We start from the raw sequence: 23,187 nt of genomic DNA, 5'->3' as shown, positions 1-23,187 counted from the left end.
CAGCAGAAAAATTACTGCCGCAGCTCGTGCTTCACATGTGCCGTCTGCAACTGACCATGTACCAGTTCTGATAAATCCTGCAGAGATAATGATTTTCCCTGCCAGATCCGGACACCGGCCATCATAATCATCAGCTTCTGCTTTTTGGCATCGTATTTAAAGAAACGGCTTTTTGCTGCCATACCCGGTGCCGGTGCACCATCAGCCACATGAAGTGTGAGTGTCGCCACACCGGAAGTTTCCGCGATGTCATAATCAACGATGTAGTGCAGCGGATACGGCTGTGTCAGCTTTTCACTGACCAGTTGCCCGTGGCGGAACGCAAACAGTGGTGCTTTGCCTCTGTCGCGGTACATAAAGGCCACACCCCAGAACAGCAGTAACAGCCAGAAGCCGTGAACCGCACCGGAAGCTACCAGATCTTCCGCGCCGAGTTTCACCGTGGCAATACCCATCCCGGCCGCAACCACCAGACCAAAGATAAACATCATCCGGAACATTTTCCGCCGCTCGGTGATGATCACCTCATCTGCCGCGTCAGATTCATGCAGCATCGTTTCCAGTGCTTCTGTCCGCTGTGTGGTGTACTCCGCGACCATGCCGGAGAGTGACGCCGTCAGCATCATGGAAATCGCTTTGGCATCCGTGAACAGGTCCGCGATATTGGCGTAATCATCCGACTGCACTTCACGGGAAGCGTCGGCCAGCAGCTCATCACTGAGATCCTGAGACAGTGCTTCGATACGGGTACGGGTCTGCGGATGTGTGTCGCTCGGGTGACTGGTTGCCTCATTCAGGAACTGTCCGGCTTCCGGCACACCGCGCTCACGCAGACGCGCCATCACCACAGGCAGTAAATCATCTGTTTTCAGGGTACCTTCATACAACTCACCCAGAGTTTCCGAAATCACCTCACTGACCGCAGAGATACGCAGCAGTGATGACGCCACAGCCGCCGGTGAGCTGACCGATGCCCCCGCTTTATCCGCTTCCAGCTCACGGATACGGCTCCAGTGACTGACGGCAAAATCAAACTGCTCGAGGAAAAAGATCCCGAGATACACCGACGGGCTCATAATCACTTTACTGTAGTAATCCTGCACCTCGTTGGCCACCAGCGAAATACTGTGGCTCATTCCGGCATAGATTGGCGCAAAGTTCAGACTATACGTGGTATCTTCGCCGGTGAAATGCCCCAGTTCGTGCCCGATAACCGCACTGGCTTCCTCACGGTTGAGCAGTGCGGAATAGAGCAGCGGAAAGTACAGCGTTTTCCCTTCAATCAGCTGATTTTCATTCAGGCTGATACTGTGGGATGTCACATAAAAACACTCTGTCATACCAACAACAATATGATCCGGCGACGGCGTGCCGACTTTCGCGGCAATCTCATCCACCCACTGCCACAGCCCCGGTGCTTCCTCCCGGCTGACGGCATGCCCTGTCACATCCGACGGTTCGCTGCGGAACATGGCAAAACTCTTGCGCAGCTTAAACAGCCCTTTGATGATGTACCAGATAATCAGCAGGATACTGATCAGAATAAAGATCATGATTTTCGCACCGCCGCCGCTCAGCACGAAATTACCGGCGAACCACAGCGCTTCATACGCCATCACACAAATGATGCTCAGGCCGACCAGCGTCATCTGCCCGGTCAGGATAAACGGCAGCATTTTGCGGCAGCGGGCAAAGACGTTCAGCAGCGTATCGCGGGAGCGCCGGGCAGCCCGGCCGCTGCTGATGCAGAGATAAATCGCCCCTGCGCCAAACAGCAGTGATAAAATCCCGGTGGCGACAGTTCCCAGACTGACACCCGCCCTGGCCAGAATCATGGCAATTTCGCTGCTGTATTTATTCAGATCACGGTTAATCATCCCCAGTTGCTGACCGGCAGACACAGTTTCCCCGTCATCGTAGGTAATCTGTGTATTCAGATCTTCCGCAATCAGACGCTGAAGCTCCGCTTTTTCTGACATAATATACTGGTAAGCCTGATATTCATCACTGATGCGCCAATACTGAAATGCACCCCATGCGGTGAGCAGCAGCGGTAATAACAACAGCCATCCTGCTAATTTATTTCTCATCATTATTCTCGTTCAGGTTGTATTTTATCATCTTCCGTCTATTTCCGGATAATTCTTATTAACCGGGCTTTGTTATTTAATATTTTTTAATAAAGCATAAGGCCTATTACATAAAATCATTGTAATTCATGCCGTTAACGGAAGTTTTTATGGTTTGATATTATTATCTGTATTCAGAACGGCATTCTACAGGAAAATGATTAAAGCCAGAAACCGGAATAATACAAATTATACTGAACTGTCTCTGATAATATTCTATTTTGCCGATATATTTACTGCCTGCGTTTTATTTCACCGTATTTTAAATATAAAAAAGCCTGCATATTGCAGGCTTCTCCGGTTTTTATTCTTTTTTATTCGCTGTCGCTGCTCATTTCAGCTTCAGGCGTTGCAACCGGCTTCTGCCGCTCTGCCGGGGTATAATTCTGATTATTCCGGGTCAGCCAGAGTGAGAGTGCTTTCAGTGAATCGGCCGTAAATTCGTCACAGCGGGCAGTGATTTCTGCCGGGGTCAGCCAGGTGACTTCCGATACCTCACTTTCCTGAAGCGCGAACGGCCCGTGAGTCACACAGCTGAATAACCCGCCCCAGACACGGCAGACCGGCTCTTCATAATAAAACAGACCGTGTTCGGCAAACGGCACACCGGCGATCCCGAGTTCTTCCTCTGCTTCGCGCCGGGCAGAATCGAGCATCAGCTCGCCCTGCTGCACCACGCCGCCGGCAGTGGCATCCAGCAGACCCGGGCAGTAGTCTTTGTGCTCAGTCCGGCGCTGGACAAGAATTTTTCCCATGCCGTCATGCACAACGATGTAGGTTGCCCGGTGACGCAGGTTTTCCGCCCGCATCTGCTCGCGGGTCGCCTGGCCGATGACATCATTATTCTCATCGACCACGTCCACCCACTCGATAGCGCTATCTTGTTCCATCCTCTAACCTTTTCTTTTTTATCAGCATTACGGATGCTGTTTCTGTTTTTTCAGTGACACACGCTGTTAATCCGCGGGCCGCTGCTTTATACCGCTTTTATATACCAAACTAATAATGATAGTGTGCCATTATGGTCATTGAATCAGTATATCAAGAATTGATAGCGGTTCTATGATTGTTTTTCTTTCTTGCCGATCACATCCCCCGGCGGCAAAAACTGCTATAGTCAGAGAAACCTACCGGCAGAAGGAGCATCTATGCGTATTCTGATCACAGGCGGCACCGGACTTGTCGGCACTCCGCTGGTGCAGGCACTGATTGCCCGGAAATATCAGGTGGTGGTTCTGAGCCGCTCACCGCAGAAAGTCTATTCCCGTTTTTGCTCAGCCGCAGAAAACATTAATTCACTCAATGATATAACACATCTGAATGACATCGATGCGGTGATTAACCTCGCCGGTGAGCCTATCGCGGATAAACGCTGGAGTGAAGAGCAGAAAAAGCTGTTGTGTGAGAGCCGCTGGCAGATAACCGAACGGCTCAGTGAGCTTATCAATGCCAGTGAAACGCCGCCGGCGGTGTTTCTCTCCGGCTCTGCCGTGGGCTGGTACGGTGATCAGGGACAATCCGTCGTGACGGAGGATGACGAGCCGAATCAGGAATTCACCCACACTCTGTGCGACCGCTGGGAATCCCTGGCGATGAAAGCACAGAGTGAGAAAACCCGCGTCTGTCTGCTGCGCACCGGGATTGTGCTCTCCCCGGAAGGCGGCGCGCTGGCGAAACTGCTGCCGGTGTACCGCGCCGGTCTTGGCGGCCCTATTGGTAACGGTCGTCAGTATATGCCGTGGATCCATATCAGTGACATGGTCAGCGCCATTCTGTTTCTGCTCGACGATCCCGCACAGAACGGCCCGTTCAATATGACCGCGCCTTATCCGTCCCATAATGAGCAGTTTGCAGCGGTACTGGCGCAGATCCTTCACCGCCCGCATCTGCTGCGTGTTCCGGCATTTGTGGTGAAGGCGCTGATGGGAGAAGCGGCGGTACTGGTACTCGGCGGTCAGAATGCCCTGCCGAAACGGCTGGAGGAAGCCGGGTTCGGCTGTCAGTTTATTAATCTGGAAGAAGCACTGCGGGATTTACTGGACAGTCCGGCGGACTATTAATGCAGAGCCCGGCCGGAAACAAACGGCCGGGTGATTCAGATTACGGCTGTGCAGAGCGGGGATTTTTCGCCCCGCTCCAGCGGGTAAATAAATCTTCCGGTAATGCAATATCAAACTGATCGAGCACACGGTTGACCGTCTGGTCAATAATATCCTGCACCGTTTCCGGCTGATGATAAAACGCAGGCATCGGCGGCATAATCACCGCACCGATTTCCGCCGCCTGTGTCATCAGCCGCAGATGTCCCAGATGCAGCGGCGTTTCACGAACGCCCAACACCAGTTTGCGCCCTTCCTTGAGCACCACATCCGCCGCGCGGGTCACCAGGGTGTCCGTGTAACTGTGAACAATCCCTGACAGGGTTTTCACCGAACAGGGCAGGATAACCATCCCCAGTGTCCTGACAGAGCCGGAAGATATACAGGCGGCGATATCACGCTCATCATGTACCACATCCGCCAGTGCCTGCACATCCCGCAGACTGTACGCCGTTTCCAGTGCCAGTGTCTGACGGGCCGCCTGACTGACAATCAGATGGGTTTCCACTTCCGGCACCGTTTGCAGGACCTCCAGCAGCCGCACACCATAGACAGCACCACTTGCGCCGGTCAGCCCCACAATCAGTTTTTTCATAACATCACCTGACAAAAAAGAGATTAACCCTCATTATATATCTCAAGGTTCTCAATTTCGTTATGATCCCGCAACTTTAATTCATCATCCTTACGTAAGTTTTCCACATAGTCGAGATAATCCTGGTCGATATCCTTGGTGACATAGATACCATCAAACACCGATGCCTCAAGACCCCGGATATCCGGATTCTCTTCACGCACCGCATCGATAAGGTCACTCAGATCCTGGAAAATCAGGGCATCCGCCCCAATCAGACGGCAGATTTCATCTGCTTCACGGCCATGTGCGATTAACTCGTTGGCATTAGGCATATCGATGCCGTAGACATTCGGGAAACGCACTTCCGGTGCCGCAGAAGCAAAATAGACTTTCTTCGCCCCGGCTTCCCGTGCCAGTTCCACAATCTGCTCTGACGTGGTGCCGCGCACAATGGAATCATCCACCAGCAGCACGTTTTTCCCTTTGAATTCGGTGCGGTTGGCATTGAGTTTGCGGCGGACAGATTTTTTCCGCTCCTGTTGCCCCGGCATGATAAAGGTGCGTCCCACATAGCGGTTTTTCACAAACCCCTGACGGTACGGCTTGTTCAGCATATGAGCGATTTCCAGCGCACTGTCCATTGAGGTTTCCGGAATCGGGATCACCACATCGATATCCAGGTCTTCCCACTCGCGGGCAATTTTCGCACCGAGTTTCTGCCCCATACGCAGACGGGCGTTATAGACAGAGACTTTATCGATAACGGAATCCGGACGGGCGAAATAGACAAACTCGAACAGACACGGTGTCAGTGACGGATTCGCCGCACACTGGCGGGTGTAGAGCTGCCCGGTTTCCGTGATATACACCGCCTCACCCGGCGCCACATCCCGCAGATATTCAAAACCGAGGGTATCCAGTGCGACACTTTCAGACGCGACCATGTACTCTTCACGGCCATCAACCAGAGTACGCTTGCCGAGTACCAGCGGACGGATACCGTTCGGGTCACGGAACGCCAGCAGACCGTGGCCGATAATCAGTGCCACACAGGCATACGCGCCGCGGATTTTGGTGTGCATCGCGCTGACAGCGGCAAAAATATTATCCGGCTCCAGCGGGTGAGCATCAAAGCGATCCAGCTCATACGCCAGCACGTTGAGCAGAATTTCAGAATCGGAGGTGGTATTGACATGACGGCGGGCTGTTTCAAACAGCTGATGTTTCAGCGTGTGCGCATTGGTCAGATTGCCGTTATGCGCCAGAGTGATACCGAACGGTGAATTGACATAAAACGGCTGTGCTTCCGATGCACTGGAGCTGCCTGCGGTCGGGTAACGGACATGGCCAATCCCGAGTGTGCCCTGCAAACGCAGCATATGGCGGGTTTCGAAAACATCTTTCACCAGTCCGTTGGCTTTACGGAGCCGGAAACCATTGTTACTGTCAATGGTTGCGATACCGGCTGCATCCTGGCCCCGGTGCTGTAACACCGTGAGCGCGTCATAAATTGATTGATTGACTTGCGTAAAACCAACGATACCAACAATACCACACATGTAGTTTTTTCCTCATCAGCCGGGCGGAGAAGGAAAATTCTCCGGCAGGAAACTTGACGCATTCTGGAGGTAGTCAAAGAACCACCTGATAACATGACTGAATTGGGGGATGAGTTGTGACTGCTGCCAGTCGCTGCTCTGACTCATCTGCGTAAAGCTGTCGAGGAAGAACAAAATTGCCGCCACGATCAGCACCCCGCGCAGAGCACCAAAACAAACCCCGAGAACACGATCTGTGCCTGATAAGCCTGTCCGCTGAACCAGTGAACCGATAACATGGTTAATCACCGAGCCGACAATCAGTGTCGCAACAAATAAAATCGCAATGGCGATTCCGTTGCGGACCAGCGGGTCATCAAAGCGCGTAAAATAGTCCGCCAGCAGCGGGAAAAACTCGCTGGCCACATAAAACGCACAGACCCAGGTCACTAACGATAAGGCTTCGCGAACGAAACCACGAACCAGGCTGACTAATGCCGAGAAAGCAATAATTGCAATAATTGCGTAATCAATCCAAACCATATCACTATCCAAATTGATGCCCCGGCATCAGTGACGGGCGCATTCTAACAGAAAACGAAAACGTTTGCGTAACGGATTTTTGCTCCATCCGAAAATAAATTGCGGCGAAATAAAAAATTATAATCGCCGCAAAGAGTTAACTGATTTTATTAACGGATATTGCTAATTCCTTAAATTCGCTACGGTTTATAAGACTGCACCCGGCCATCCAGCCCGGTAAGCTGTCTCAGTTCCCCCAGCGAGGACTTCAGCTCGGCCTGCGAGGCTGACGGCCCGACCATAATCAGCGTCAGCTTGCCACGCGGCACGGTATACACCTGATAACCGGATAACCGCAGTGTGGCGACAATCTCCTCCACCTTACGGACATTAGATAATGCGCCCAGCTGCACAACATAAGCCTGTCCCTGCGGCGCTTTTTCCGGTTTGGGTTCCGGTTTCGGCTCAGGTTTTGGTTCCGGCTCAGGCACTGGTTTTGGTTCAGGTTTCGGTTCCGGCTTAGGTTCCTGTTTCGGTGGCGGTTGTTTATCCGGGATCACCACCGGCGGCAGCGGATCCGCACCCGGCGGTACATTGGAGGTGGTACTGCCGCCCGCAGATGCTTCCGCAGGAGCTTCTTCCGTCCCGGTTTGTGCCGCTTCGGTAATCATGGCGCTGGATGCCCCTTCTGACGGCATCGTCGGCATGGTCTGATTGATCGGATTCACCGCATCAATCTCATCCTGCTCCCCTTCTTTCGGGATAAGCGGGATGGCTGCGAACTGGTCTTCGTTATATTTCTTATCGCCGTCCAGCAGCACCGGCAGGACAATCACACCCACCGCCACCAGGATAATGGTTCCGACTAAGCGATTCTGAAATTTACTGGCCACCCGCACCTTCCTTCGCTAAAACATCCATAACATGAGCCACCGTGTGGAATGACCCGCACACCACCACGATATCCTCCGGTGAAGCATCACGGCGCGCCTGTTCCCAGGCACTTTCCACATCGGCAAACTGCTGCGGGTTGGTCAGATGCTCCGCCAGCTGTTCTGCCGGGGCTCCGCGCAGTTCGGTCAGCGGCGCGACATACCAGTCTGTCACCTGCTCACCCAGCACAGCCAGGGTACCTTTGATATCTTTGTCGCCCAGCATACCGATCACGGCACGGACACGGCTCTGCGCAGTACGCGGTAACTGTGCCAGTTTTGAGACCAGATAACCGGCGGCATGCGGGTTATGCGCCACATCCAGCACGGTCAGCGGTTGCTGTGAGACAATCTGAAAACGGCCCGGCAGTTGTGCCTGACGCAGCCCGGTATCAATCGCCTCACGGGTGATGGCACGGCCGGTTTTGTCTTTCACCTGACGCAGGTTGTGGATCAACGCAAGGGCAGTCGCGGCATTTGCCAGCGGCACATTCGGCAGCGGCAGATTGTCGAGGGTTTCATCCTCACACTGCCACGTCCAGTGGTCGCCCTGCTCTTTGTAAGACCAGTCATCGGCACGGCAGAACAGCGAGGTTTCCAGCTTGTTTGCCACGTCAGCGATGGTATAAGGCGCATCCGGCTCACCGATCACCGCCACACAATGCGGGCGGAAAATCCCGGCTTTCTCACGGGCGATATGCTCGCGGTCAGCACCGAGCCAGTCGGTGTGATCCAGCGCGATACTGGTGATAGCCGTGATATGAGAATCGACGATATTGGTGGCATCCAGACGCCCGCCGAGGCCGACTTCCAGAATCACCACATCAAGGTTGGCTTCGCGGAACAGCTGCAGTGCTGCCAGTGTGCCCGCTTCAAAATAGGTCAGTGTGATATCGCCGCGCTGCGCGTCAATATCCGCAAAGACACGGCAGAAATCCGCTTCCGGCGGGTTTTGCCCCTGAATCCGGACCCGTTCGGTGTAATTCACCAGATGCGGGGAACTGTACACCCCGACCCGCAACCCTGCGGCCAGCAGGATGGATTCGAGCGTGTGGCAGGTGGTGCCTTTGCCGTTGGTTCCGGAAACGGTAATGACTTTCGGGGCGGGATAGCGCAGATTCATGATATCCGCCACCGCACCGACACGTTCCAGTCCCATATCAATAACCTGCGTATGCAGATCACCCAGATAAGAAAGCCACGTCATCATCGATGACGCGGCTGTCGGTCTTTCTCGCTTATCAGACATCGTGTTTTTTGACATCAGTCTCTGTTTCAGAAGATAAGTCGGTATCAGGTTCATCCGCGGTCAGGATTTCAATGATTTCACCTTCCTGCGGGAACTGATAGTTCGTCAGTTTTGACAGAATTTCCGCGACGGTATCACGCATTTCCGGGCGGCGGACAATCATATCGATCGCCCCTTTTTCAATCAGGAACTCACTGCGCTGGAATCCCGGCGGTAATTTCTCACGGACAGTCTGCTCGATAACACGCGGACCGGCAAAGCCGATCAGGGCTTTCGGCTCGGCGATATTGATATCACCCAGCATAGCCAGACTTGCGGAGACACCACCCATGGTCGGGTCAGTCAGCACAGAGATATACGGCAGACCGCGCTCCTGCATTTTAGCCAGAGCCGCACTGGTTTTGGCCATCTGCATCAGCGACATCAGCGCTTCCTGCATACGTGCGCCGCCGCTTGCGGAGAAGCAGACCAGCGGGCAGTTATCTTCCAGCGCCTGTTCAACCGCGCGGACAAACCGTGCACCGACCACAGAGGACATCGAACCGCCGATAAAGGCAAACTCAAACGCCGCCGCGACAACCGGCATGGTTTTCAGGGTGCCTTTCATCGCAATCAGGGCTTCTTTTTCCCCGGTTGTTTTCTGGGCGGACACCAGTCTGTCTTTGTATTTTTTGGAATCACGGAATTTCAGGACGTCTTTCGGCTCCAGATCAGTTCCCAGTTCCGTGGTGCTGCCTTCATCCAGAAACGTCAGCAGGCGCGCACGTGCAGGGATCCGCATGTGATGATCACATTTCGGACACACCTCAAGATTACGTTCCACCTCCTGGCGGTACAGTACCTGACCACAACTGTCGCACTTCGTCCAGACACCTTCAGGAATGCTCGCCTTGCGTGTCTGGTTCATTGGGGTCTTATTCAGAATTTTTTCAATCCAGCTCATTAATGACCTTTCCGTCTGAAATCTGGCTCAGCCAGTGTAATTATTATCTGCCATTAAACCACATTGCTTATGCACTGTGGATAAAAAACTGCTCAAACCACTCAGGCGTCATCACGTTTCTGTGCTTTTTTCGCCGCACGGCGGTGACGCCATACCTCGATAATACCGGGCAATATGGAGATGAAAATAATCGCCACGATAAGTAATTTCAAGTTTTCCTGCACAATCTTCGTTTCCCCGAAGATATACCCTGCATAGGCAAATAATACCACCCATACAATTGCGCCGATAACGTTAAACATCGCAAAGTGGCGGTAAGACATTTTACTCATACCGGCAACAAACGGGGCAAATGTCCTCACAATCGGAACAAATCGCGCCAGAATAATCGCTTTACCGCCATGAGTTTCAAAGAACGCATGGGTCTTGCGCAGATAGCTCTGACGGAAAATTTTCGAGTCCGGATTGCGGAAAAGCCGCTCCCCGAAAAAGTGGCCGATCGTATAGTTAACTGCATCACCGATAATCGCCGCCGTAATCATCAGCAGCACCATGATATGAATATTCAGGTCGTTGGTCGGCAGTGCCGCCAGTGTCCCCGCCACAAACAGCAGCGAATCTCCCGGCAGGAACGGCGTGACCACAAGCCCGGTCTCACAAAACAAGATCAGGAATAAAATCGCATAAACCCAGATTCCGTACTGCGCCACCATCTCCTGCATATGCAAATCAATGTGCAGAATAAAATCGATCAGAAATTTAATGTATTCCATATTTCACCCCGCCGGACGCGGCTTTCTGCTTATCCGGCCAATAAATTAATCTGCCAGGAAAAGCGGCCCCATCGCCGGTGACGGCAGGGCAAATTCTTCCGGGTAATCCACTGAAACCAGATACAAACCTTCCGCCGGTGCTGTCGCCGGTGCCTGTGTCCGGTCTTTCAGTGCCAGCAACTCCGCCATCCGGCTGACCGGTAAATTACCGCAGCCGACCTCCAGCAGAGCGCCGGTGATATTACGCACCATATGATGCACAAAAGCATTGGCTTTGATATCCACAATCACATACTGCCCCTGACGGGTGACGTTGACATGCATCACATTACGCCACGGGCTTCTGGACTGACACTGCGCCGCGCGGAAAGAGGAAAAATCATTCTCCCCCAGCAGGCTCTGTGCCGCTTCATGCATCCGCTTTTCATCCAGCGGATAATGAAAATGGGTCACACCTTTACTGAGGATAGCCGGGCGAAAGCGGTGATTGAAAATCACATAGCGGTAACGCCGCGCTGTGGCACTGAACCGGGCGTGAAAATTCTCCGGCACGGTCTTGACCCAGCGTACCGCGATATCCGGCGGCAGATGGGTGTTTACGCCCATCGTCCAGGCGGCATCTTTACGGACAGCTGCCGTATGAAAATGCACCACCTGGCCGGTGGCATGCACCCCGGCATCGGTCCGGCCCGCACAGAAAACCGAGACCGGCTCTGCAGCCACTTTTGACAGGGCTTTTTCCAGACAGCCCTGCACACTCGCGACTTCTGACTGACGCTGCCAGCCGTAATAACGGCTGCCGTCATATTCAATGCCCAGCGCGATCGTGGTTTTACCCTCTTCCGCCGGTAAAATCACCTCTGACATCAGTAAAACTGCTCCTGCGTCAGACGCTCGGCAATTTCGACTGCCATCAGTGCGCCGCCAAACTGTACGTTATCCGCCACTGACCAGAAGTGCAGAATTTCCGGAATACCGTAATCATTACGCAGACAACCGATATTCAGCAGATGATTGCCGGAGGCATCCGTCACCTGAGTCGGGAACTCCTGCTCTTCTGAGAGCTGAATATCCTCTGCCCGTTCCAGTTCATCACGGGCTTCCTCACTGCCGAGCGGACGCAGTGTTTCCAGCTGCACGATCTGCGCGTTGCCGTAGAACACAGGGGACTGCACACAGCTCACGCTGATCGGCAGACCGGCATCCTGCAGGACTTTGCGGGTTTCTTCCGCGATACGGCGCTCTTCTGACACACTGCCCTGCTCATCGGTCAGCAATGGCAGAAGGTTAAACGCCAGCTGTTTGCTGAAACGACCGGCTTCCGGCGGGATGCCGTTGAGGAGTTTTGCACACTCCCCTGCCAGCTCTTCCACCGCACTTTTCCCGAAACGGGAAACAGAGAACAGGTTGGTCAGATTGATACGGGATAACCCGGCACTCTCCACCAGCGGACGGATAGCGGTCAGTAACTGGCTGACGGTGCTGTCTGCCAGCGCAATCAGGTTACGGTTGCGGTATTCGCTCAGTGCCTGCGGGTTCACCGACGGCACCACCAGCGGCACATCAGGCTCCAGCGCAAACAGACCGCTGCTGTCAATCACAATACAGCCGCTGTCTGTCGCCGCTTCATAATACGCGGCGGTGGCTTCCGCACCGGCCATGAAAAAGGCCAGCTGCACCTGTGACCAGTCAAAATCACGGGCTTCGGTAACCAGATAGCTTTTGCCGTTCATGCGCACCGATTCTCCCGCGCTGCGCTCCCCGGCCAGTAAATATAACTCTCCCACCGGAAATTCACGCTCTTCCAGTAATGACACCACGGCGCTGCCGACAGCACCGGTCGCACCCAATACGGCAATATTCCAGCCTTCTGACATAGTTATCTCCGGAACAAAGACTGCACCGCGTCAGCGCGGTACAGTCAGAAAAAGAATGATGAAAAAATGATTTTATGCGCGGTATTCTGCCGTGAAACCCAGGTCAGCCAACAGCGCCGCACTCTGTGCATCATCACAAATAACAGTCAGTGATGACCACTCGCGGCGATCAGGATAAAACTTACGCAGTTTATCAAACTCACCCGTCACACCGGCCACCGCACGTAATGCCGCATCATCACGGCGGACATCATAAACCAGATGCATTAAACGTTTGAGAATACTTTGCGTTACTTTACCTGACAGTGTGATACAGCCGAATTCCGGTGCCGGTAACAATTCTGACAGCGCAACCTGCTGTGGTTGTCCGGTGAATTCCGCAAAGGCTTCAAAGACCTGCGTGGTACCACGCACCTTGCCTTCCAGGGTATAACCGGCAATATGCGGCGTACCGATATCAACCAGTGAAAGCAGTTCAGTTGACAGATCCGGCTCCGGCTCCCACACATCCAGCACCACACTCAGTGGTTTGCCGCCGGCCAGTACCGATAACAGCGCCCGGTTATCCACCACCGCACCACGGCTGGCGTTGATCAGAATGCCGTTGTCTTTCATGGCACTGAGACGGGTTTCATCCATCAGATGCAGTGTGGTGTACGGCCCGGATTTATTCAGCGGGGTATGGAATGTCAGGATATCAGCCTGTGCCACCAGGGTATCGATATCATAAAATGCCCCGGCATCACCGTTATCCGCACGCGGCGGGTCACAGATGAGAATATTAACACCCAGTGCTTCCAGACGCTTCGCCAGACGGCCGCCGACATTCCCGGCCCCGATAATCCCGACGGTTTTATCTGCCAGCTGAAAACTGTCACGCTCCGCCAGCAGCATCAGGGCAGAAAAGACATATTCCACCACAGCAATTGCGTTACAACCCGGCGCTGAGGAGAAACCAATTCCCTGCTCCGCCAGCCAGGCTTTATCCACATGGTCAAAACCGGCGGTTGCGGTACCGGTGAATTTCACCGGGGTATTTTCCAGCAGCTGTGCATTCACTTTCGTGACAGAACGCACCATCAGTGCGTCAGCATCATCCAGCACCCCGTCCGGTAACGGACGTCCCGGCACCGCCACCACGTCCCCGAGACGGGAAAACAGGGTTTCGGCGTAAGGCATATTCTCATCTACAACGATTTTCACGGGCTTCACCTTCATACTGTCGGCGGCCGGCGGAGACCTGTCGGTACGGCGGCACAACCGGAATTGAAACGGATGGCCGCTATTTTGCCACTTCTGCGGGATAAAACCTACGCCCGGAACACCGATTGTTGCTAAAGAGAGCAATTAAGGCTGATGACGGAAGCGCTCCGGCGTGACACCGGCCAGCTGAGAAAACATGGCAATAAAGGCGGATGATGAGCTGTAACCCACATCCAGCGCGACATTCTGCACACTGCGGCCTTCCTGTAATAACGCCACCGCCCGCAGAAAACGCAGGCGCTGACGCCATTCACTGAAGGACATTCCCAGTTTCTGCTGACAGCGGCGGGATAATGTCCGCTCTGAAGTAAAGCGCCGCGCCGCCCACTCCGCCAGTGACGTGTTATCAGACGGATCGTTCTCCAGCGCGCTGAGTACCGGTGCCAGCAGTTTATCATCCGTGACCGGCAGATAGGTCGGCTGACAACGCGACAGCAGCAGCTGATCCGTCAGTACCAGCGCCAGCCGTCTGTCCGCGTCAGTTTCCGGTTCACGGACTTTGCGGCCGAACAAATCCTGCATCACGGCACTGAACACCGGCGTCAGCTCTATCACACAGGCCATCTGCGGTAACTGCGGTGCCCACTGCGGCGAAATATCAATAATTTTGAAAGAGGCGCAGGCTTTGTTATAACTGGCATGTTCCGTTCCCGGCGGGATCCAGATACAAAACCCCGCCGGCGCCAGATAGCGCTGTCCCTCAACGGTCATTTCCATCACGCCGCTGGCGACATACAGCAACTGGCCGAAGGGGTGATGATGAAGGGCAAACTCCGTTTCCGAATAAAACTGTTCATGACGGCAGATTAATGTCACCGGGTCTTTCACACCCAGTGATGAAATATCTGACTTACGGGCCATCTTGTCAGATCCTCTCTATAAATTGGCGGGATATCGTTATATAGAATAATTAAGACAGATTACACTACACCACCTGCCTGATAATGAAAATGAGTTTAAGAATGAAAAACCTGCTTTTACCCCTCGGGGCTGTATTAATCTGGTCTGTGAATGCCGTGGTGAATAAACTGGCCGCCGGTGCCATCGCCCCCGGCGCGATTTCCTTTTACCGCTGGGCACTGGCACTCGCCGTGATGACGCCGTTCCTGATTATGCCGGTCTGGCAGCAGCGTGCGGTGATCAAACAACACGCGTGGAAACTGTTTATCCTCGGTTTTCTCGGCATGGGGCTGTATCAGAGCCTGGCGTACTACGCTGCTTATACCGTCAGCGCCACCTTTATGGGGATTATCACCTCGCTGATCCCGCTGCTGACCGTGGTGTTAAGTATCCCGGTACTGCGGATCGCACCGACCATCGGTATTGTACTCGGCACAATTCTCTCCCTGAGCGGCCTGACCTGGCTTATCAGCAAAGGACATCCGGCGGATTTACTGCATCAGGGGCTGGGACAGGGTGAAATGCTGATGTTTATCGCCGGTCTCGCTTATGCCTTCTACGGCGTGCTGACCAAACGCTGGGCTATCCCGCTGTCGAGCATTCACTCGCTGTATATGCAGATTGTTTTTGGCGTGCTGCTGCTGATCCCGGTATTCCTCAGCGCCGGTGATGTGACACTGAACCGCGATAATATCGGGCTGGTATTGTATGCGGGGATTGCGGCCTCTATTTTTGCGCCGCTGTTGTGGATCCTGGGCGTTACCCGGCTGGGTGCAAACGCCGCCTCTATCTTTATGAACCTGGCACCGGTACTGACCGCCATTATCGCCGCTGTCTTCCTGAAAGAAGAGCTGCACAGCTATCATATTATCGGCGGTGGTGTGGTACTGATCGGGGTCATTATGGCGCAGCGTCTGCGCACACCGCTGACACAGATTATACGCCGCAAAACGAAAAAAACACAGCCGCAGCGGTGTGGTGCGGGGGAATAGGTAAAAACAAAATCAGGGTCCGGTATTCAGGGATAACCAACAAAAATGAAAAGTATTAATTCATTGATGAATCATATAATTTTCTTTTGTTGTTATCCCTTTTTTACTAACTTTATCAATGCCTTATTTTTACTCTGCTATTTTTTAGTATCTTTGCAATTTTTCATATCCGTCACAAAGTGACAAAACAGTATCAGTATTGATTCTTATTATCATATATGACTATGTTAAAGTCCTGTCAGTGGCACACCAAACGACGGAATACCATACAGTGACTAAAAAATATTATATTCAAAATATGTGCTGGGGCTGGTTTTATACTTCTATTTTCTTTTACTATTGCTGGAATGATAATTTTAAATACAGACTGACCTTTTTGCTATTATCCATATTTGGATTTATTTTTTATCCTGTTGCAAAATGGATAACTGAATACTTTTTCCTTAAATTCACGACACCACAATTCTGGAAAAGTGGTTTTTTCATTGATACACCGGGAAGAACTGGTTTATTGGCCATATATGGTTGCTCTGTATTTTTATTATCACTGCCTATAATAATAATTTTTATTATTGCTATTCTTATAAAAAGGCTACCACAGAAATAGGCAGCCTCTGTTTTTATAAATTAAATCCCCCAAAACAGATTAGCTTTTTCAGCCAGTTCATCATCAATCAATACTCCGGTGCCGGCCATTATCAAACCATAGCCTATAAGGCCGACGGGATTTCCCAGCAATACACTGAAGATGAATGCAACTACAACAGTCGCAGCATTCCCGGCTGCGATGACTTCGGTTTTAACAAAAAATGGCCGCCAATTATCTGTTTTTACAGATTTAATCAATTCACCAACCCAATCAAATGCATTGATTGCATGACTCAGAACCCCCATACCCTTGCTGAATTTTGTAAAATTTTTTGCGGTTTCTGCTGACTTGATTGACTCTAACGCCGCGACAATAGCCCTGCGATCTTCAGAATTCATTTTCTTATTAAAGTTATTCCTATATTTTTCGTAAGCTTTCAATGCATCATCAATATCCCGGATTTTCTTCCCTTTTGCCTGCTCTGCCAGAGCACCAGCTAATTGTTCCGCCTTGTCTCCGGTTCCTTTCTGATTTCTTCATCCACCGGATGCATACAGCCATCATCGGCATCATCCCATACAGGATTGGGGGATGTGTTCATATCCGCAATATTCTGATCCCAGATATGAGTTATCCTGCTGCTGTCTGCCGGGATATCCCCGGTCCATCCGGTAACAACCATAGTCTCGCCATTATCTGATGCTTTTTGCCAGCCCTCTCCTTTCCAGTGATATCCCATGGAGGTCATCACATCACGTTCAAACGGTGTGGTGTCTTCGTATCGATTCGTCATAACATATTCCTTTTATAAAAATGCTCAGTGAATACAAATCGGCTCCCGGCCGTGTTTTTCACTGTAATTCAGGAATATGTTGTTTATTAAAACTAAAATTACGCAGGTCTGTATCTTATAAAATAAGGTAACAAGGCGGGATACAAAAAACCGCCGTGTGGCGGTTATCGTAATAAAAACGGAAGTAAGTTATCCGGAAGGTTCAGCGCAATCCCCGCGTATGGGTTTTCGCTGACCAGTTAAAGGTTTCTTCTCCGCCGCCGGGTTTGATTTTATCCTTTTTTTTCTGTGCCCGGACTTTGGCGGCAGCGGCATCCACTTCTTTGGAAATCTCGGTGATAATCTGATCTTTGACTTTATTCTGCTCCGCATTGGTCAGCGGACGCCCCAGTTTCTTTTGTTCCTGAGCCAGCCGGGTGCGGACACGGATTTTCTGCGGCTCAGTCATCTCTGCGATAGTCAGCTTTTTCATTCATCACCCCTGTGGCAGTAAAAGGATAAACAGTACCGTTATACCCTGACAGAGTTTGCCGCAAAAGAAAATGCCCCGGTGATTAAACCGGGGCATTTATCTGATCAACAGGGCAAAATCAGTTCTGATATTTGCGCATAACCAGTGTGGCGTTGGTGCCGCCGAAGCCGAAGCTGTTGGACATCACAGTCGTCAGCTTGCGTTCGGTCGGTTCGGTGATAATCGCCATACCTTCCGCTTTCTCATCGAGGTTTTCCACGTTGATGCTCGGCGCGATAAAACCGTGCTCCAGCATCAGCAGGCTGTAGATAGCCTCGTGAACACCTGCCGCACCCAGTGAGTGACCGGTCATGGCTTTGGTCGCTGACAGTGCCGGGGTATGGTCACCGAAGACTTCACGGATAGCTTCCAACTCTTTGGTATCACCGACCGGTGTGGATGTGCCGTGGGTGTTGATGTAATCAACCGGCGTATCCAGGCCGTGCATCGCCATCTGCATGCAGCGGACCGCACCTTCACCGGACGGGGCAACCATGTCCGCGCCGTCAGATGTCGCGCCGTAGCCGACCACTTCACCGTAGATATGCGCACCGCGCGCCAGCGCGTGTTCCAGCTCTTCCACCACGACCATACCGCCGCCGCCTGCGATCACGAAGCCGTCACGGCCCTGATCATAAGTACGGGATGCTTTGTCCGGTGTTTCGTTGTATTTGGTGGACAGTGCGCCCATTGCGTCAAATTCGCAGCTCATTTCCCAGCACAGTTCTTCACCGCCGCCGGCAAACACCACATCCTGTTTGCCCAGCTGAATCAGTTCCACCGCGTGGCCGATACAGTGTGCAGAGGTGGAGCAGGCAGAACTGATTGAGTAGTTCACGCCTTTGATTTTAAACGGTGTCGCTAAGTTTGCGGACACACCGGATGCCATTGCACGCGGCACCAGGTAAGGACCGACACCACGCAGACCTTTGGCACGCATGCCGTCAGCCGCGATAGCCTGAGTGCGCGGGGAACCGCCGCCTGAACCGGCAACCACACCGGTACGGTAGTGAGATACCTGCTCTTCTGTCAGACCGGAGTCTGCAATGGCCTGTTCCATGGAAAGATACGCGTAGACAGAAGCATCACTCATGAAACGGACAGTTTTACGATCAATAAGACCCGCAGTGTCCAGTTTGACGTTACCCCAAACCTGGCTGCGCATGCCGATCTCTTTAAATTCTTCTGAGAATGTGATCCCGGAACGACCTTCTCTCAAAGAAGCCAGTACTTCCTCCCGGTTATTACCGATACTTGAGATAATCCCCAGACCGGTGATTACTGCACGCTTCATTTAATACCTCTGTCATTTTAAGTAGTACGGGATTTTAGCGCTACTTTAGCTTACACCTGTAAGCTGAACAAGTCCGATCAGACGTTTTTTCGCATCTTTACATACCGATGTTGTGCTATGTCACATCCGGCATGGCAGTACAGCGCAAAGCAGAGTAAAATCAGGGAAAACCGAACAGAATCCTCAGGCCGTAACGTGAAAAAAACCGCAATTGAAACTGCACATTTAACCTGGAATGAACAGGGTACACCTGTTTCGCAACATTTTGATGACGTCTATTTTTCGAACGATGACGGACTGGCGGAAACCCGCTATGTGTTTCTTAACGGAAACGGTTTTCCGGACAGATTTTCACAAATGACCACTCCGGTCTGTACTGTCGCAGAAACCGGGTTTGGTACCGGACTGAATTTTCTCACGTTGTGGCAGAGCTTCCTGGCGTTCCGGAATGCCAATCCTGTGCATCCTCTGAAGCGCCTGCACTTTATCAGTTTTGAAAAATTTCCGCTGACCGTGGCTGATTTACAGGCCGCCCACCGCCACTGGCCGGAGTTCGCGGATTTCTCCTTACAGCTGTGCGCTCAGTGGCCGCAGCCATTACCCGGTTGTCACCGTATTCAGTTGTCCGGCGGTGAAATTACCCTCGATTTATGGCTGGGAGATGTTAATGAGCTGCTCCCTTCCCTCACTCACGCGCTGGACAACAAAATCGACGCCTGGTTTCTCGACGGGTTTGCGCCGTCCAAAAACCCGGATATGTGGCAGCAGTCGCTGTTTGATTTGATGATTCGTTTTTCAAAACCGGGCGGCACCTTTGCCACCTTTACTGCCGCCGGGTTTGTCCGCCGGGGTTTACAGCAGGCAGGGTTTGACGTTGAGCGCCGCAAAGGCTTTGCGCACAAGCGGGAATGCCTGTCCGGGGTGAATCCCCGTGACGCGGCACCGTCCGTGACACCCTGGTTTGATCGCCATCCGGCTGCTGCCCGGCAGAAGATAGCAGTCATTGGCGGCGGGATAGCCGGAGTTTTCTCTGCCCTCGCCCTGCTGCGCCGTGGTGCGGATGTGTCCTTATATTGCGCGGATGCGGCTCTGGCACTCAATGCTTCCGGCAACCGCCAGGGTGCGCTTTATCCGCTGCTGACCGGACGGGATGATCCGCTTGAGCGCTTTTTTACCGCCGCATTTCCGTTTGCCCGGCGTACATATGATGCACTGTCAGCTCAGGGTGTGAAATACGACCATGACTGGTGCGGCGTGATCCAACTGATGTATCACGAAAAAAGCAGTAAAAAAATCAATAATATTTCATCTGTCCCATGGCCGGATGAAATGGTGCAGCGCCTGTCACGGGAACAGCTTTCTGAGCTTGCCGGAACCGATGTCAATTTTGACGGCCTGTACTACCCGCAGGGCGGCTGGCTCTGCCCGCAGGAACTGGTACGCAATACCGCAGCGCTGGCACAGAAAGAAGGGCTTCATCTGCGTTTAAACTGTGAGGTGAAAGCGCTGATCCCGGCAGAACAGGGCTGGCAGCTCCGCTTTGCAGATAACAGCACAGCAGAGGCGGATGTGGTGGTGCTGGCCAACGGTCACTGTATCACGCAGTTCCCGCAGACCGCCCCGCTGCCGGTCACGCCGGTGCGCGGCCAGGTCAGCCATGTGCCATCGGTACCGGCGATTGCCGGGCTGAAAAAAGTGCTGTGTTATGAAGGTTATCTGACCCCGGTGAATCCGGCTGACGGTCTGCACTGTATTGGTGCCAGCCACCAGCGCAACGACTTGGGCACGGAATACCGCGAAGAGGAACAAACTGCCAACAAACAGCGGCTGCTCGCCTCGCTGCCGGATGTCAGCTGGCCGGAGATGGTGGATATCAGCGCCGGGGAGTCCCGTCAGGGGATCCGCTGCACATTACGCGATCACCTGCCGCTGGCCGGAAATGTTCCCGATTTTGCGGAATTAACAGAACGTTATGCACATCTGGATGAACAAAAATCGTCCCCGGAAACCGTATGCAGTGTTCCGCATCTGCCTCAGCTGTTTTTGCTGGCCGCTCTCGGCTCGCGGGGGTTATGCACCGCCCCGCTGGCGGCTGAAGTGCTGGCAGCACAGATTTTCGGTGAGGCCCTTCCGCTGGATGATGAAACACTCGCTGCTATTCATCCCGCCCGTTTCTATGTCCGTAAATTGCTGAAAGGCCGTCCGCTGCCGAAAAAATCCTGACCCGCTTCTGACCGGCCACCGGGCTGGTCTTCATCACATTATTGATATTTTTTCCGCCGGTTAAACGAAATTTCATCAGCAGACTTTATTGATCACCGCCACAAACCCGGGTCATTTTGTGTTCATTCTCACAAAAACCGGCTCTGTTCGCCTGTCAGCGGCAATTTCTCTTGCTCAATGATCAATTTACAGAAAAGTCAGTGCGCCTATACGCTTCATCCGGAAATAATAACCGGAGAAGATTATGAAGAATAAAATAGTTATCGCCCTAACCTTTTCGCTGTTTTGTTTTACCTCTGCTTATGCAAAGAACAATAATATTCCCGATAATACTGTTCGCTACGATACGATTGCTGAGCAGGCGTATCAGAAATTCAAAAGCGAAAAAGCCGGTGATGTGGCGGATTATATTCCGGCTCTCGCCAAATACAGCCCCGATAATTACGCCGTTGTGATTGCCACGGTGGACGGCAAAATCTACAGCGCCGGGGATAAAGATAAGCTGTTCCCGCTGGAATCCCTGTCAAAAGTCTTTACCCTCGCAATGGTAATGGATCAGCAGGGTTCAGAGGTGGTTCTGGAGAAACTGGGCGCCAATGCCACCGGATTACCGTTTAACTCAGGGCTGGCGATTGAACTGCGGCCTGATCGCCCGCAGAACCCGCTGGTCAATGCCGGGGCTATCAGCGCCGTCAGTCTGATCAAGGCCAAAAACCCTGACGACCGCTGGCAGCAGATTATGGAGAACATGGAAGCTTACGCTGATACCAAACTGACGGTAAACGATGAAGTGTACCGCTCTGAATCCGAAACCAATCAGCACAACCAGGCACTGGCGCGGCTGATGCAGTCTTACGGCATGTTATACGGCAATCCGGATGAGGCGGTTGATCTCTATACCCGTCAGTGTTCTGTGGATGCAACAACGGTTGATCTGGCCAAAATGGGGGCGGTACTGGCTAATCACGGTAAGTCCCCGTACAACGGCAAACAGTTACTGAGTGCCGAAAACACCGGCAAAGTACTGGCAGAGATGGCTATTGCCGGGTTATATGACGGTTCCGGCACCTGGTTGTATCAGGTCGGTATTCCGGCGAAAAGTGGTGTCGGCGGCGGTATTCTGGCCGTGGTTCCGGGTAAATATGCCGTGGCGGTCTATTCCCCGCCGCTGGATAAAGCAGGCAACAGTGTCAGGGCACAGGCGGCTATCCGCTATATTGCTCAGGAAACCGGCGCTGATTTGTATCAGTAATGTGACATAAAAAAGGATCATCAGCATCGCTGATGATCCGTGATCGTCTCTTCTTTATATTTGTCAGTCCGCGTGATGCGATCCTGTTTCTGTCAGGCGTTCAGGGCAACCACGCTTTTCGCGCATTTATCCTCTGAACGGTACAGCGAATCTAATTCCCGTTTGGCATTAAAAATTATTAATCCGGTAAATAAAATCATACCGATGGAAGGGACTGCTCTTTCAATGACGCTCATTCCGTCAAGTTTAAACCAGAAAGAAAATAACAGTGCCAGCAAGACCACCGCAGCAACCGCTATCTTCGTGTAAATAGTCACAGCCTGTTGTGCTGCGTTTTTCGGTTGTAATTCAAACATAATCAATACCTGTGTTTTGTGGGGACGAACACATTTTGACACAATAAATGTTAATAGCAAGTTAATAGTTTATGCTATTTACTCAACATATATACGTAGTTGTTGACTTTATCGCAACAAAAGAGACTGTAATCTCAGAAATAAACATCATATTGCATATACGGAAAATGATTAAAAATCATTCTGTTGAACAGAAAAATCTATAATCTGATAACAACATCCATCGCTGAGACATAAAAAAACGGCACCATTTTCGCCGTTAATGTAACAATCACAAGATCTTTTATTATTATCTGCTCACATCTTAATAGTCAGATGTTTAGTTCACCATAAATAAAAAAGGTCGCATATTAGTGCGACCTTTTCTCATTACTT

At 52.1% G+C, this 23,187-nt stretch carries 22 protein-coding genes; 4 read left to right on the top strand and 18 right to left on the bottom strand.

The window, feature by feature from the left end; all coding sequences use genetic code 11:
* Positions 1-11 precede the first annotated feature (11 nt).
* Positions 12-2,093, bottom strand: a complete 2,082-nt coding sequence (locus GN208_RS09020) for a M48 family metallopeptidase (RefSeq protein ID WP_004235138.1) — start codon at positions 2,091-2,093, stop codon at positions 12-14.
* Between the two features lie 350 nt (positions 2,094-2,443).
* The gene (gene yfcD / locus GN208_RS09015) at positions 2,444-3,019 is read right to left on the bottom strand and encodes an NUDIX hydrolase YfcD (protein ID WP_004235136.1); all 576 of its coding nucleotides are present in this window, start codon (positions 3,017-3,019) and stop codon (positions 2,444-2,446) included.
* 258 nt (positions 3,020-3,277) lie between these two features.
* Here yfcD and GN208_RS09010 point away from each other — a divergent pair, with 258 nt between their 5' ends.
* Complete coding sequence (locus GN208_RS09010) at positions 3,278-4,189, top strand: TIGR01777 family oxidoreductase (RefSeq protein ID WP_004235134.1); 912 nt, start codon at positions 3,278-3,280, stop codon at positions 4,187-4,189.
* Between the two features lie 40 nt (positions 4,190-4,229).
* Here the strand turns inward: GN208_RS09010 and GN208_RS09005 are convergent, their stop codons facing one another.
* From GN208_RS09005 to GN208_RS08955, 11 genes are all read right to left on the bottom strand, one after another.
* Positions 4,230-4,823: a UbiX family flavin prenyltransferase gene (locus GN208_RS09005; protein WP_004235132.1), complete on the bottom strand. Its 594-nt coding sequence runs from the start codon at positions 4,821-4,823 to the stop codon at positions 4,230-4,232.
* A gap of 23 nt (positions 4,824-4,846) precedes the next feature.
* On the bottom strand, positions 4,847-6,364 hold the full coding sequence (gene purF / locus GN208_RS09000) for an amidophosphoribosyltransferase (RefSeq protein ID WP_004235129.1): 1,518 nt from the start codon (positions 6,362-6,364) through the stop codon (positions 4,847-4,849).
* 15 nt (positions 6,365-6,379) lie between these two features.
* Complete coding sequence (gene cvpA / locus GN208_RS08995; RefSeq protein ID WP_004235126.1) at positions 6,380-6,886, bottom strand: colicin V production protein; 507 nt, start codon at positions 6,884-6,886, stop codon at positions 6,380-6,382.
* A gap of 179 nt (positions 6,887-7,065) precedes the next feature.
* Positions 7,066-7,758 carry a cell division protein DedD gene (dedD, locus tag GN208_RS08990; protein WP_015422782.1) on the bottom strand — a complete coding sequence of 231 codons (693 nt, stop codon included), beginning with the start codon at positions 7,756-7,758 and terminating at the stop codon, positions 7,066-7,068.
* Positions 7,748-9,046 carry a bifunctional tetrahydrofolate synthase/dihydrofolate synthase gene (folC, locus tag GN208_RS08985; RefSeq protein ID WP_243828341.1) on the bottom strand — a complete coding sequence of 433 codons (1,299 nt, stop codon included), beginning with the start codon at positions 9,044-9,046 and terminating at the stop codon, positions 7,748-7,750. Before folC ends, dedD begins: the two co-directional genes overlap by 11 nt.
* Complete coding sequence (accD, locus tag GN208_RS08980; RefSeq protein ID WP_004235120.1) at positions 9,039-9,989, bottom strand: acetyl-CoA carboxylase, carboxyltransferase subunit beta; 951 nt, start codon at positions 9,987-9,989, stop codon at positions 9,039-9,041. The genes folC and accD overlap by 8 nt, the downstream gene beginning before the upstream one ends.
* Before the next feature lie 101 nt (positions 9,990-10,090).
* A complete protein-coding gene (locus tag GN208_RS08975; protein ID WP_004235117.1) occupies positions 10,091-10,762 on the bottom strand; it encodes a DedA family protein in 672 nt (223 codons plus the stop codon).
* 45 nt (positions 10,763-10,807) lie between these two features.
* Positions 10,808-11,629, bottom strand: coding sequence for a tRNA pseudouridine(38-40) synthase TruA (gene truA / locus GN208_RS08970; RefSeq protein WP_004235114.1), 822 nt, complete (start codon positions 11,627-11,629; stop codon positions 10,808-10,810).
* Positions 11,629-12,639, bottom strand: a complete 1,011-nt coding sequence (locus GN208_RS08965; RefSeq protein WP_004235112.1) for an aspartate-semialdehyde dehydrogenase — start codon at positions 12,637-12,639, stop codon at positions 11,629-11,631. Before GN208_RS08965 ends, truA begins: the two co-directional genes overlap by 1 nt.
* Positions 12,640-12,711: 72 nt before the next feature.
* Positions 12,712-13,842: a 4-phosphoerythronate dehydrogenase PdxB gene (gene pdxB, locus GN208_RS08960; RefSeq protein ID WP_048884177.1), complete on the bottom strand. Its 1,131-nt coding sequence runs from the start codon at positions 13,840-13,842 to the stop codon at positions 12,712-12,714.
* Between the two features lie 144 nt (positions 13,843-13,986).
* Positions 13,987-14,763 carry a helix-turn-helix transcriptional regulator gene (locus GN208_RS08955; RefSeq protein WP_004235108.1) on the bottom strand — a complete coding sequence of 259 codons (777 nt, stop codon included), beginning with the start codon at positions 14,761-14,763 and terminating at the stop codon, positions 13,987-13,989.
* A 101-nt stretch (positions 14,764-14,864) separates the two neighbouring features.
* Between GN208_RS08955 and GN208_RS08950 the strand changes: the two genes are divergently transcribed.
* Complete coding sequence (locus GN208_RS08950; protein WP_015422784.1) at positions 14,865-15,794, top strand: EamA family transporter; 930 nt, start codon at positions 14,865-14,867, stop codon at positions 15,792-15,794.
* A gap of 627 nt (positions 15,795-16,421) precedes the next feature.
* Here GN208_RS08950 and GN208_RS08945 read toward each other — a convergent pair.
* The 4 genes from GN208_RS08945 to fabB form a co-directional block, all read right to left on the bottom strand.
* A complete protein-coding gene (locus GN208_RS08945) occupies positions 16,422-16,844 on the bottom strand; it encodes a colicin-like pore-forming protein (RefSeq protein ID WP_232056911.1) in 423 nt (140 codons plus the stop codon).
* A gap of 35 nt (positions 16,845-16,879) precedes the next feature.
* Positions 16,880-17,176 carry a hypothetical protein gene (locus GN208_RS08940; protein WP_243828340.1) on the bottom strand — a complete coding sequence of 99 codons (297 nt, stop codon included), beginning with the start codon at positions 17,174-17,176 and terminating at the stop codon, positions 16,880-16,882.
* Positions 17,177-17,378: 202 nt separating this feature from the next.
* Positions 17,379-17,648, bottom strand: a complete 270-nt coding sequence (locus tag GN208_RS08935) for a DUF3811 domain-containing protein (protein WP_004235101.1) — start codon at positions 17,646-17,648, stop codon at positions 17,379-17,381.
* Positions 17,649-17,766: 118 nt separating this feature from the next.
* Positions 17,767-18,981: a beta-ketoacyl-ACP synthase I gene (gene fabB / locus GN208_RS08930; protein ID WP_004235099.1), complete on the bottom strand. Its 1,215-nt coding sequence runs from the start codon at positions 18,979-18,981 to the stop codon at positions 17,767-17,769.
* A 195-nt stretch (positions 18,982-19,176) separates the two neighbouring features.
* On the opposite strand from fabB, the gene mnmC reads away from it, so the two are divergent.
* Together mnmC and glsA are read left to right on the top strand one after the other, a co-directional pair.
* The gene (mnmC, locus tag GN208_RS08925) at positions 19,177-21,204 is read left to right on the top strand and encodes a bifunctional tRNA (5-methylaminomethyl-2-thiouridine)(34)-methyltransferase MnmD/FAD-dependent 5-carboxymethylaminomethyl-2-thiouridine(34) oxidoreductase MnmC (protein ID WP_170950670.1); all 2,028 of its coding nucleotides are present in this window, start codon (positions 19,177-19,179) and stop codon (positions 21,202-21,204) included.
* A 244-nt stretch (positions 21,205-21,448) separates the two neighbouring features.
* The gene (gene glsA / locus GN208_RS08920) at positions 21,449-22,456 is read left to right on the top strand and encodes a glutaminase A (RefSeq protein WP_004235095.1); all 1,008 of its coding nucleotides are present in this window, start codon (positions 21,449-21,451) and stop codon (positions 22,454-22,456) included.
* 92 nt (positions 22,457-22,548) lie between these two features.
* On the opposite strand, the gene GN208_RS08915 is transcribed toward glsA, so the two are convergent.
* Entirely contained in the window at positions 22,549-22,812 is a 264-nt protein-coding gene (locus tag GN208_RS08915; RefSeq protein WP_004239841.1) for a hypothetical protein, read from the bottom strand.
* Between the last annotated feature and the right edge of the window lie 375 nt (positions 22,813-23,187).

Origin of the sequence: Morganella sp. HSTU-ASny43 (assembly GCF_022819185.1) — a bacterium.
Taxonomy (GTDB): Bacteria; Pseudomonadota; Gammaproteobacteria; order Enterobacterales; family Enterobacteriaceae; genus Morganella; species Morganella morganii.
This window is presented reverse-complemented; position numbering and strand designations above follow the sequence as displayed.